The organism is Streptococcus cuniculi, from assembly GCF_001921845.1.
Classification (GTDB): Bacteria; Bacillota; Bacilli; order Lactobacillales; family Streptococcaceae; genus Streptococcus; species Streptococcus cuniculi.
This window is the reverse complement of the sequence record NZ_MSJM01000006.1, coordinates 75,054-87,375: the sequence shown is the minus strand read 5'-3', so window position 1 is coordinate 87,375 and position 12,322 is coordinate 75,054. Positions and strand designations below refer to the sequence as shown.

Here is a 12,322-nt window from a genome sequence, read left to right as displayed (position 1 = left end):
AAACAAAAAAGCAGGTAGAGGAAATCTACTCTGCTATTTACTAAGATTGATCTTTATCATCAAAACACGCTATTTTCTGGACTTTTTGGTAAATCGAATGACAAGATAAGAAAGAAATAGTGTTGTTGCCCGCTGCAATCAAAACTCTGAAAAGAGCGCATGATTTTCTTATCCATATTCCTCTCCTTTTGTTAAATTATTTTTATTATAGCGAGGTTTTAATAGAATGGCAAACTGCTATTTCCCCAAGCCTTGATTGATGGCTGTGATGTGTTTTTTCATGGATTGATAATTGATCCAAAAGATTAGGGCATAGATGATGACAAAGATACTTTCAAAAAATAGAATCCAGATGAGATTGATTGGAAACCAGCCTGCAAGAAGACCCAGAGAGGTGAAACCAACTGCGGTTAGAAGAAAATGCACAAACGTCATCTTAGCCAAACTCCACTCCTGTTTGAAAATGCGATCTGCTATCTGAAACAGTAAACCAATCGCAGCCCAGATAAGAACGGAAATCACCATAACCTCCACAAGGTTGAAATGGCTAAGATAGTAGCGACCCATAGTGGATAGGGGATTGAGCGGAAGATAGGTCCCGTGTCCAAAACAGGCGGACATGATGAGTGAAATGATTAGCCCAATGCTAATGCCGAGACTAGCGGAATAAAGATAGTGTTTCATAGGTGTAGAGCCTCCTTTATGTTTTTTAGATAACGACGGGATGAATAGGTCACGTCTTTATTGTTTAAGACAAGTTTGACCAAGCCATTCGGGGTCAATTGCAGGTGATTTAATTGCTTTAGATTGATGATTTCTGATTGGGAGATTTGTAGGAAATATTCCGGCAAGATCTCCTTGACCTGATACAGTCGCAGGGAAGATTGGTAGCAAATACTGCTCGCCTTGACCTGTAGGATACGATTTTCCAGATAGAGTCTGGCGATGTCACTCCATTCAAGGAGATAGACCTCTTCTCCCTTTTTCACCGTCAGGCTTGTCGGGCGTTTATCCATCTGTTTGGCATAGGTAACCAAGTCTGAAATCGCTGGGGTCAGCTCCCTTGCTTCAATCTGTACCTGATCTTCTGCAAAAGCTGGGTTGATAGCTACTCTTACTTTCATAAGAACTCCTTTCTTGCCTTTATTAAACACCATTTACGAGTGGATTTCAATAGCAGTTGCCTATGTGGTGGGATTCGATGTTTATGTGGTTGTTTTACAAAGCTATGAAAAAAGCTAGGTTTCCCTAACTTTTTGATTTTATAATAATTTCTTCAACTCCGCTAGGGCATTCATGGCTTCCAGCGGTGTCATGGTGTAGACATCCAACTTCTCTAGTTGCTCTAGTGCTGGATGAGGCGCTGCAAAGAGGTCCAATTGCCCGACGGACTCTGGTGGAGCCGGTTTTTCAGCAATCTGGGGAACTTGAACTTGATTTTCCAGAGATTGCAAGATGGTATCTGCTCGCGCTAACAATTCATCAGGCATGCCAGCAATTTTCGCTACGTGGATTCCGTAAGACTTGTCAGCAGGACCTGCTGCAATCTTGTGCAAGAAGGTCACCTGACCATCATTTTCCAAGGTCGATACATGGACATTCTCTAAGTGAGAAAGCGTATCACTCAAGTCCGTCAGCTCGTGGTAATGGGTCGCAAAGAGGGTCTTGGCTCCAATGCGGTCATGAATGTACTCGATAATCGACTGGGCCAGGGCCATTCCATCATAGGTCGCCGTTCCGCGTCCCAACTCATCAAAGAGAATCAATGAGTGCTCGCTAGCCAAACGAACGGCCTTATTGGCCTCCATCATCTCGACCATAAAGGTAGACTGCCCGCTGACCAAATCATCTGCCGCCCCAATCCGTGTGAAAATGGCATCAAAAATCGGCAAGGTCGCTTGTTCTGCTGGTACGTAAGACCCCATTTGCGCCATGATAACTATCATGCCTAGCTGACGCATATAGGTTGATTTACCGCTCATATTTGGCCCTGTAATCAGCTGCATGTTGGTCGTCTCATCAAGGACAATCGAGTTGGGAATATAGGTCTGCTTGCCCATGACCTTTTCAACAACCGCATGCCGTCCCTGCTCAATGGTCAACTGGCGGCTCTCCGTAAACTGGGGACAGACATAGCGCTGGGTTTCTGCCACAACGGCGAAGGATTGCAGGACATCAACCGTCGCAACGATTCGTGCCAAGCGTTGCAGGCGACTGATGTACTTTTCTACTTCTTGGCGGATCCGCATGAAAATTTCATACTCCAGATGAGACGATTTATCACGCGCTTCGAGCATCTGTCCTTCAATTTTTGCCAACTCCTCCGTACCATAGCGTTCTGAATTTTTCAAGGTTGCTTTACGGAAAAAATGGTCTGGGACATTGTTCAGATTGGAATTGGTCACGTGGAAATAGTAACCGTCTTTTTTATTGTAATCAATTTTCAGATTGTTGATACCAGAATTAGCTCGCTCCTTGGCTTCAATTTCAGCAATCCAGCCTGTTCCTTCTCGCATGACCAGACGGTATTGGTCCAAGGTCTCATCAAAACCTGTTTTGATAATGTTTCCGTCTGTAATCGCACCTTGGGCATCTGGGTCGATTGCCTCACTAATCAGAGCATGGAGTTCGGGAATAGAATCTAAGCCTGCAATCAAGGGAGCAAGGGCTGGTTCATCCATCTGCTCTAAAATAGCCCGAATCGCAGGAACATTCTCCAGCGTTTGAGCCAGTTGGAGCAAGTCCTTAGGCAAGGTTTTTCCAAAGGAGACACGACTAGCCAAGCGCTCAATATCATAGACGCCTTTTAAGCTCTCAATCAAGTCGCTACGCTCAAAGAAGTAATCAAGAAAAACCTGTACCACGCGCTGGCGTGCTTCAATTTTCGTCCGGTCAATCAAGGGACGGTCAATCCACGAACGCAGCAAGCGCAAGCCCATCGCAGTCTTGGTTTCATCAAGAAGCCAGTAAAGACTGCCGTGCTTCTTGCCTGTCCGAGCATTTTCCAGTAAATCAAGACTGGACTTGGTGGCATAATCCATTTGCAGGTAGTCCTTGATCTCATAATGCTGTACCTTTTGCAAATGCACCAAGTGACGCAACTGGGTCCGCAGGACATAACTGAGCAGTTTTCCCGCAGCATTTTTTTCGACCTCAATCAAGGAAGAGTCAATCAATTGTACGTCATCTGCTACCGCATCCTCATAAGACAGGAGAAGATTCATCTGACTGGTCAGCACCTGCTCTTCCTCTTCTGACAACTGATAGCCAATGACCAATTCACGGGCCCGCAAATTACGAATTTCCCCGCATAGGCTCATAAAATCATCCAGACTGGTCACAAAGAACTGACCTGTCGCCACATCCATATAGGACAAGGCATAGGTCACACCTTGGCGCTCAATTGCCACCAAGAAATTGCTCTCAGACCCGATTTTTGATGAATCTACAACCGTTCCAGGAGTGATGACTTGCACCACTTCCCGCTTGACAACGCCGACCGCTGTCTTAGGATCTTCCATTTGCTCTGCCACTGCGACCTTGTGTCCCAAATCAACCAGGGTATCAATGTATTGCTGGGCCGCATGATAAGGTACCCCTGCCATCGGAATTGGATTTTCCGCATTGCGATTACGGCTGGTAAGAGCCAACTCCAAAATCTGCGCAGCCTCTACCGCATCATCATAAAATAGTTCATAGAAGTCACCCATACGAAATAGCAAAAAAGCATCTGGATAGTCTGCTTTTATATCCAGATACTGTTGCATGCCGGGTGAAATTTTTTCTTTTGTCATCTCGCCCCTCTCAGTCTAAATAAGAATTGATTTCCGCTTCCACCTGCTTGGCCGCCTCTTCATCACGACAGATGACCAATAAGGTATCTGCCCCTGCTAAGGTCCCCAAAATGGTCGCAGGCTTTTCAATATCAATGATATTGGCCATTAAAGCTGCTTCTCCCAATTCTGAATGAAGCACTAAAATGAAACTTGCTCGTTCTACCTTATAGGCATATTGGGCTAATAACTGGCTAAAAGCCATTTCTTCTTCATTTGCTGGCAAGCTATAGTAGGAACTGCCATTTTCGTGCATTTTTACAAGCCCCAATTCCCGCAAGTCCCGCGACAAGGTGGTCTGGGTCACGGAAACCCCGTGCCGTTCAAGTCCCTGCTTGATTTCTGCCTGGGTCCGAATCTTTTCTTGACGAATCATGGTTTGAATTAACTGTTGTCGTTCTGCTTTATTCACTCGTCTACCTCTAACTGTATCATTAGGAATATTATAACAAAATTTAGCCGTTTTCTCATGCGTAAAAGCAGAAATATGTTAAAATAGAATGAATAACTCTGGAGGTTTATTATGAATCAAAAAATGCTTGTTGCTGAAAAACTCGCAACTGCCATTCCTAGTCTCGATTTAGAAGCTATTTACGCACTATTAGAAAAACCAAAATCATCTGAAATGGGAGATATTGCTTTCCCAGCTTTTTCATTAGCAAAAGTCGAGCGCAAGGCGCCTCAAGCCATTGCAGCTGACATCGTTGAAAAACTTGACACCAACGGATTTGAAAAGGTCGTAGCAACTGGTCCTTATGTCAACTTTTTCCTAGACAAGGCGGCTATTTCACATGCAACCTTGACCCAAGTCATCGAAGAAAAAGAGCAATATGGACAACAAAAACGTGGTGAAGGACAAAACATCACGATTGACATGTCTAGTCCCAACATCGCAAAACCCTTCTCAGTTGGTCACTTGCGTTCTACGGTTATCGGAGATGCCCTTGCCAATATCTATGAAAAAATGGGCTACAAGGCGCTTCGTATCAACCATTTAGGCGACTGGGGCAAGCAGTTTGGTCTCTTAATCGTTGCCTACAAGCTATGGGGTGATAAAGCTGCTGTTGAGGCCAATCCGATTTCAGAATTGCTCAAGCTCTATGTCCGCATCAATGCAGAAGCTGATGAAAACCCTGAACTAGATGAAGAAGGACGCAAATGGTTTAAGAAATTAGAAGACGGTGACGCAGAAGCCCTTGAACTCTGGCAATGGTTCCGCGATGAGAGTTTGGTTGAGTTTAACCGCATCTATGACAAGTTAAACATCAACTTTGACTATATCCAAGGCGAAGCCTTCTACAATGATAAGATGGACAAGGGAATTGAGATTCTCAAGGAAAAAAATCTCCTGCAAGAATCAAAAGGGGCTATGATTGTCGACCTTGAGGACTACAATCTCCCACCAGCCCTCATCATGAAATCAGACGGTGCAACCCTCTACATTACACGTGATATTGCAACAGCCCTTTACCGTAAAGAACAGTACAACTTCGTCAAAAATATCTACGTCGTGGGGCAAGAACAAGCCAACCACTTCAAACAGTTGAAAGCTGTTCTCAAGGAAATGGGCTTTGACTGGAGCGATGATATGCTCCACATCGCCTTTGGTTTGGTGACAAAAGACAAGAAAAAATTGTCTACTCGTAAAGGAAACATCATCCTCTTAGAACCAACCCTTGACGAAGCCGTCTCTCGTGCCCTTTCTCAAATCGAGGAAAAAAATCCTAATTTGGAAAACAAAGAAGCGGTCGCAGAAGCGGTCGGAGTCGGTGCTGTGAAATTCTTTGACCTCAAAACAGACCGCGAAAACGGCTATGATTTTGACTTGGAAGCCATGGTATCCTTCGAAGGTGAGACGGGTCCTTACGTCCAATATGCTTACGCACGGATTCAATCCATTCTTCGCAAAGGCAACTTCACGCCAGCAGTGGACAATCAGTATCAGTTGACTGATGCTGAAAGCTGGGAGATTATCAAACATCTCCAAAACTTCGCAAGCGTCATTGAAAAAGCAGCAGACAAGTACGATCCGTCCTTGATTGCCAAGTACGCGATTAACCTTGCCCAAGCCTTTAACAAATACTATGCACACACCCGCATTCTCGATGAAAGTCCTGAACGTGACAGCCGCCTAGCTTTGGCTTACGCAACAGGACTTGTTCTCAAAGAAGCACTCCGCCTCCTCGGCGTTGAAGCACCTGAGAAGATGTAAACAATAAACTCCTTGGAAATCCAAGGAGTTTTGCTTTATTTAAATATCTGTTGCTGTCTGTTCCATAGATGGTTTTTCTTTTGGTTTGCGAACCAAGAAGAAGACGGTCAAACCAAAGAAAATCGCAAAGAGGACGATACGAAGGATGTAAGCTCCTAGAGCTGTTGCTTCCGTAGTTTTACGCAATAACTCTTCTGTATACATAGCCCCAACGCCCTTTGCACCAATGTAGCCATAGGTAGCGGCGATTAAAGTTCCAAACAAATAGCCAATATAGGTATAAGAAGCTGTCTCGTTTTTCTTTTGGAACAAGAAGACGATTGTCACGATAATCAAAGCTAACAGTAGAATTGTCAAGGCTTTGTTGATACCGTTGGTACTAAATTCGATACTTGCCCGCATAGCATTGACTAACTCATCTACATTAACCCCAGTACCTTGCAGACTAGCATAAGATGCTCTGACGGCTTCTTCATCAAACTTGCTGAAGAAGGCTCCCCAAACCCCTAGCAGACTTGCAATCCCAGAAAGAGTGGCCAAAATATATAAATGAATTGGTTTTTTCATAATACATCTCCCTTGTATGATTGTTTTGTTACAACCAATTATACTCCTTTATTTTTGGCTTGTCAATCGATTTTTTGAAAAAATATCAAGCGTTCTCTCTGTTTGTTTTCCTTATGTCTACTGTTTCACATTCTGGCGGCGGTAGGTAGTCGTCAAGTCAAGCAGGTTGGCTTCAACTTCTGGGGTTAGTTGGTCGGCTGTCATGCGCCATGTCCAGTTTCCACCTAGTGTATTTGGCAGGTTCATCCGTGCTGAACCATCCAATTCGAGCAAGTCCTGCATGGTCGCAACGGCCATAAAGGCAACTGAACCAAATAGCATACGGAGCATGGCATGGTTGACAGACTCCTCAGGACGACGATTGCTGTAAGCATCTAAATAGGCCTTGGCTTCATCGCTCACTTCCTTTTCATACCAGCCACGAATGGTGCTATTATCATGCGTTCCTGTGTAGGCAACGACATTTCGGCGGTGGTTGTGAGGAATCTCGATACTGTCTCCATAAGGGTCAAAGGCAAATTGCAAGACCTTCATACCTGGGAAACCTGTCGTTTCGCGCAACTCAATCACCTTGTCAGTCACAGAACCCAAGTCTTCTGCGATGATGTTTAAATCTCCCAAGGCTTCCTTGATGGCTGCAAATAGCTCAAAGCCAGGTGCTTCGACACGGTAGCCATTGACAGCCGTTGTCTCTCCTGCTGGAATTTCCCAGAAAGAGGCAAAGCCAATAAAGTGGTCAATCCGCACCATATCGTAGAGCTTGAAGCTCTCCCGCAAGCGTGCAATCCACCAAGAAAAGCCGTCTGCCTTCATAGCATCCCAGTCATAAATCGGATTGCCCCACAACTGACCAATCTCTGAAAAGGCATCTGGCGGGCAACCTGCAACCACGCTTGGCCGTCCCTCTTCATCCGTCTTAAAGAATTGTGGGTTGGCCCACATATCAGACGAATCGGCTGCGATATAAATCGGCATATCCCCAACAATCTCAATGCCACGGTCGTTGGCATAGGTTTTTAGAGCGCGCCATTGACGGAAGAAAAGATACTGGGTCAGGCGGTGGTAGTCAATTTGTTCTGCCAACTGCTCACGATAAGCGGCAAGGGCTGCTGGTTCTCTTCTGCGAATGGCATCGTCTTCCCATTCTGTCCATGCTTTGAGCCCAAAATGTTCCTTAATGGCCATGTATTCCGCAAAATTATCCAACCAGGAAGCCTGTTCTTCTAAGAAAGCCTGATAGTCTGCTGGCAAGCCCTGTGCTTTCATGCGGGCAACAACCTTTTCTAAGACAGGACGGCGACCATAGAAAATCTTGGCATAATCAACCTCTGCCGGATTTTCGCCAGAGTCAATCCCTTCTACTTCGTGGGCTTCTAGCCACCCCTCTTTCATCAAGATATCAAAGTCGATAAAATGAGTATTTCCCGCAAAGGCTGAAAAGGACTGGTAAGGTGAGTCGCCATAACTCGTTGTCCCCAGTGGTAAAATCTGCCAATAGCGCTGCTTGGTTCTGACCAAAAAATCCACAAAATCATAGGCCGACTGGCCAAAGGTTCCAATCCCGTATTTTCCTGGTAATGAGGAGACGTGGAGCAAGACTCCGCTTTGCCGTTCTTTCATATGTTCACTCCTTTTGTAAATGTAGTCCTTGTTTGCCTCATATTCGAGCAAACGTTTGCTTGTTCACATTATATAATGTTAGCGCTCACAAATCAAGCCCTATTTGACAAGAATCTATGTTTTTTCTATGTTTTTATGCTGATGGACTAACTATTGGATGGTGAGAAAAATTTTTAAAAAAATTTCAAACAAAGGACTTGCAAACGCATTCATTTTGCGATATAATAGTTTCGAAAAGCAAACGTTTGCGTTATTCGTAGACGTTTCTCACCATATTATAATTATTCTTGGAGGGGATAATATGAAACACAAATTGATCAAGAGCGTTGCTCTTCTTGCTGCTACAACAAGCGTCCTTGCGGCTTGTTCTTCAAACAAATCAGCTTCTAATGATTCGTCTGCTGATGGAAAATCATTGACAGTCTATGTTGACCAAGGATACAAAGAGTACATTGAGTCAGTAGCTAAGAAATTCGAAGAAGACAACGGTGTCAAAGTTACTGTCAAAACAGGTGATGCTCTTGCAGGACTTGATAACCTTTCTCTTGACAACCAATCAGGTTCAGCTCCTGACGTTATGATGGCACCATACGACCGCGTTGGTAGCCTCGGTTCAGAAGGTCAATTGTCAGAAGTCAAACTCGCTGAAACCAGCATGACAGAAGACACAACCAAAGCGCTGGTAACAAACGGTGGAAAAGTCTACGGTTCACCAGCCGTTATCGAAACACTCGTTCTTTACTACAACAAAGACCTCATCAAAGAAGCTCCAAAAACATTTGCTGACCTAGAAGCAATGGCAAAAGACAGCAAATATGCCTTTGAGGGAGAAAATGGTAAGACAAGTGCCTTCCTTGCTGACTGGACAAACTTCTACTACACTTACGGACTTCTTGCTGGATACGGTGGCTATGTCTTTGGTGACAATGGTACCAATCCAAAAGACATCGGATTGAACAACGAAGGTGCCGTCAAAGCGATCGAATACGCGAAAACATGGTACGGTCAATGGCCTCAAGGTCTTCAAGACACGTCTGCAGCCGCTAACCTTATCAAGACCCAATTCACTGAAGGTAAAACTGCAGCTATTATCGATGGACCATGGCAAGCTGCTTCTTACAAGGAAGCAAAAGTGAACTACGGTGTCGCAACGATTCCAACTCTTCCAAATGGTAAAGATTACCAAGCATTCGGTGGTGGTAAAGCATGGGTTATCCCAGTTGGATCACAAAACCCTGACATGGCACAAAAATTTGTAGACCACTTGACAGCAACTGACCAACAAAAAGCCTTGTACGACATGACAAACGAAGTTCCTGCAAATACAGAAGCTCGTGAATATGCAGTCGGCAAAAACGATGAGTTGACAAGTGCCGTTGTAGCCCAATTCGCTGCTGCACAACCACTTCCAAACATCTCTGAAATGAGTACCGTTTGGGAACCAGCTGCAAACATGCTCTTTGAAGCTGCAAGCGGTAAAAAAGATGCTAAAACAGCTGCAAATGATGCTGTGAAATTGATTGAAGATACTATCTCACAAAAATACGGCCAATAAGCAGACTGACGGATGAAACGTAAGACAACTCCTACGTCAAACTGTTCAAGCTATAAAATGTAACGAGGTCGGGAACTTTTATCCCAACCTCTTTTATTCAAATCTTATACTCAAGAAACAGCAGTATCAGACAGCACTATACGTGTTTATCCTGCTGTTTCTAGTGTATCGCTTACTAGAAAGGAAATTTTAGGATGACCCAACAAAACCCTAGTAAAGCCCTGCTCTTGTCCTTGATTCCAGGTCTTGGACAAATCTATAACAAACAAAAGGCAAAAGGCTTTATTTTCCTCGGTGTAACAATTGCTTTTCTCCTTTACTTGGTCACCATTGCTTCGGGGGAAATTGCCAATCTTATCACACTTGGAAGCCAGCGTGGGCGTGATAATTCCCTCTTTATGCTGATTCGTGGTTCCTTCCACCTCATCATTATTGCGGTATATCTCTTCTTTTATGTCTTGAATTTGAAAGACGCAAAAGATACCGCAAAACGTTGGAATAGCGGCATTCCTGTCACCACAACACTAAAGGGCATGTTTCAAAATATCTATGAGAATGGTTTCCCCTATCTCTTGATTATTCCATCTTATATCGCCATGACCTTTGCGATTATCTTCCCTGTTGTGGTAACGCTCTTGATTGCCTTTACCAATTACGACTTCCAACATTTACCACCAGGTGCCTTGTTGGACTGGGTCGGTCTAGCCAACTTTTCTAATATCTGGCAATTGAGCACCTTCCGCAGTGCCTTTGGTTCTGTCTTATCATGGACCATTATCTGGGCCCTGTGTGCTTCAACTGCGCAGATTGTCATTGGTATTTTAACCGCGATTGTTGCCAACCAACCTTTCATCAAAGGAAAACGCATCTTCGGTGTCATCTTCCTGCTTCCTTGGGCGGTTCCTGCTTTCGTGACCATCTTGACCTTTAGCAACATGTTCAACGATAGTGTCGGTGCCATCAATACACAGGTCCTCCCATTCTTGAGTAAGTTCTTGCCGTTCATCGACAACTTCCTCATTCCATGGAAAACAGATCCCTTCTGGACAAAAGTCGCTCTGATTATGATGCAGGCTTGGCTTGGTTTCCCTTATATCTACGTATTGACCTTGGGAATTTTGCAATCCATTCCAAACGATTTGTACGAGGCAGCCTATATCGATGGTGCTAGTCCTTGGCAGAAATTCCGCAGCATCACCTTCCCAATGATTTTGGCAGTTGCTGCACCAACCCTCATCAGTCAGTACACCTTCAACTTCAACAACTTCTCCATCATCTACCTCTTTAACAACGGTGGACCTGGTAGTGTCGGTGGGGGAGCTGGTTCAACCGACATCTTGATTTCATGGATTTATAAATTGACCACAGGAACATCTCCTCAATACTCTATGGCAGCAGCCGTGACCTTGATTATTTCCATGATTGTCATCAGTATCTCCATGATTGCCTTCAAGAAATTAAATGCGTTTGAAATGGAGGATGTATAAGATGAAACTTTCCGTAAAATTTAAACGTCGCCTCAGCCAGACCTTGACCTATCTCTACCTGATTGTCTTGTCTATCGTCATCATCTATCCACTCTTGATTACCATTACTTCTGCCTTCAAATCAGGGAACGTCGTGGCCTTCAAGTTGGATGGAAATATCAACTTTACCCTCGAGAATTTTAGCAAACTTTTCAGCGAAACCCTCTACGGCACTTGGTACCTCAATACCTTGATTATCGCCCTCTTGACAATGGTGGTCCAAACCAGTATAGTGGTACTAGCAGGATACGCTTACAGCCGTTATAACTTCCTCGCTCGTAAACAAAGTTTGGTCTTCTTCTTGATTATCCAAATGGTGCCGACCATGGCTGCCCTTACAGCCTTCTTCGTGATGGCCTTGATGCTCAATGCGCTCAACCAAAGCTGGTTCCTCATCTTCCTTTATGTCGGTGGAGGAATCCCGATGAACGCTTGGTTGATGAAAGGCTACTTTGATACGGTGCCAATCTCTCTTGATGAATCTGCAAAACTAGACGGTGCTGGACACTTCAGACGTTTCTGGCAAATCGTTCTTCCTCTCGTTCGTCCGATGATTGCGGTACAAGCACTCTGGGCGTTTATGGGACCGTTTGGCGATTACATCTTATCTAAGTTCTTGCTTCGTGAAAAAGAATACTATACCGTTGCCGTCGGTCTACAGACCTTTGTCAGCGATGCGAAAAATTTGAAAATCGCATACTTCGCAGCTGGTGCAATTCTCATTGCTTTGCCAATCTGTACCTTATTCTTCTTCCTCCAAAAGAACTTTGTATCTGGTTTAACGAGTGGTGGTGACAAGGGATAATCTTTTGTCCCACCTTTTCTTTTGGGTATGGAGTGAAATCAAGAGTTGATACTCAACAGATACTAACATTTTCACTTTTTTGATATTTTCTTAGGAAGTGCGGGCGCAAGCAACCTTCTGCGAAGTTTCATTGCTTATTTTTGAGTCCGAGGTCTCAAAAATCCCGTTCTTAGCAACCACTTTGCGTTTGCTAAGAATTCCACT

At 44.3% G+C, this 12,322-nt stretch carries 10 protein-coding genes; 4 read left to right on the top strand and 6 right to left on the bottom strand.

What is annotated here, in order from left to right; translation table 11 throughout:
- Positions 1 to 237: 237 nt before the first annotated feature.
- The 4 genes from BU202_RS07390 to argR all read right to left on the bottom strand — a co-directional run bounded on the left by BU202_RS07390 (position 238) and on the right by argR (position 4,245).
- The gene (locus BU202_RS07390) at positions 238 to 684 is read right to left on the bottom strand and encodes a DUF3021 domain-containing protein (protein ID WP_075105154.1); all 447 of its coding nucleotides are present in this window, start codon (positions 682 to 684) and stop codon (positions 238 to 240) included.
- The gene (locus tag BU202_RS07385) at positions 681 to 1,124 is read right to left on the bottom strand and encodes a LytTR family DNA-binding domain-containing protein (RefSeq protein ID WP_075105153.1); all 444 of its coding nucleotides are present in this window, start codon (positions 1,122 to 1,124) and stop codon (positions 681 to 683) included. Before BU202_RS07385 ends, BU202_RS07390 begins: the two co-directional genes overlap by 4 nt.
- 138 nt (positions 1,125 to 1,262) lie before the next feature.
- On the bottom strand, positions 1,263 to 3,794 hold the full coding sequence (gene mutS, locus BU202_RS07380; protein ID WP_075105152.1) for a DNA mismatch repair protein MutS: 2,532 nt from the start codon (positions 3,792 to 3,794) through the stop codon (positions 1,263 to 1,265).
- Positions 3,795 to 3,804: 10 nt separating this feature from the next.
- Positions 3,805 to 4,245, bottom strand: coding sequence for an arginine repressor (gene argR / locus BU202_RS07375; RefSeq protein WP_075105151.1), 441 nt, complete (start codon positions 4,243 to 4,245; stop codon positions 3,805 to 3,807).
- A gap of 111 nt (positions 4,246 to 4,356) precedes the next feature.
- Here argR and argS point away from each other — a divergent pair, with 111 nt between their 5' ends.
- Complete coding sequence (gene argS / locus BU202_RS07370; protein ID WP_075105150.1) at positions 4,357 to 6,045, top strand: arginine--tRNA ligase; 1,689 nt, start codon at positions 4,357 to 4,359, stop codon at positions 6,043 to 6,045.
- Positions 6,046 to 6,084: 39 nt separating this feature from the next.
- On the opposite strand, the gene BU202_RS07365 is transcribed toward argS, so the two are convergent.
- Both BU202_RS07365 and malQ read right to left on the bottom strand, forming a co-directional pair.
- Positions 6,085 to 6,612 carry an ABC transporter permease gene (locus tag BU202_RS07365; protein ID WP_075105149.1) on the bottom strand — a complete coding sequence of 176 codons (528 nt, stop codon included), beginning with the start codon at positions 6,610 to 6,612 and terminating at the stop codon, positions 6,085 to 6,087.
- A 117-nt stretch (positions 6,613 to 6,729) separates the two neighbouring features.
- Positions 6,730 to 8,253 (bottom strand): 4-alpha-glucanotransferase, encoded by a 1,524-nt coding sequence (gene malQ / locus BU202_RS07360; RefSeq protein WP_279626018.1) that lies wholly within the window; start codon positions 8,251 to 8,253, stop codon positions 6,730 to 6,732.
- A 280-nt stretch (positions 8,254 to 8,533) separates the two neighbouring features.
- Between malQ and BU202_RS07355 the strand changes: the two genes are divergently transcribed.
- The 3 genes from BU202_RS07355 to BU202_RS07345 all read left to right on the top strand — a co-directional run bounded on the left by BU202_RS07355 (position 8,534) and on the right by BU202_RS07345 (position 12,118).
- Complete coding sequence (locus tag BU202_RS07355) at positions 8,534 to 9,787, top strand: extracellular solute-binding protein (RefSeq protein ID WP_075105147.1); 1,254 nt, start codon at positions 8,534 to 8,536, stop codon at positions 9,785 to 9,787.
- Between the two features lie 194 nt (positions 9,788 to 9,981).
- Positions 9,982 to 11,274, top strand: coding sequence for a carbohydrate ABC transporter permease (locus tag BU202_RS07350; RefSeq protein WP_075105146.1), 1,293 nt, complete (start codon positions 9,982 to 9,984; stop codon positions 11,272 to 11,274).
- A gap of 1 nt (position 11,275) precedes the next feature.
- Positions 11,276 to 12,118, top strand: a complete 843-nt coding sequence (locus BU202_RS07345) for a sugar ABC transporter permease (RefSeq protein WP_075105145.1) — start codon at positions 11,276 to 11,278, stop codon at positions 12,116 to 12,118.
- The last annotated feature ends 204 nt before the right edge of the window (positions 12,119 to 12,322 follow it).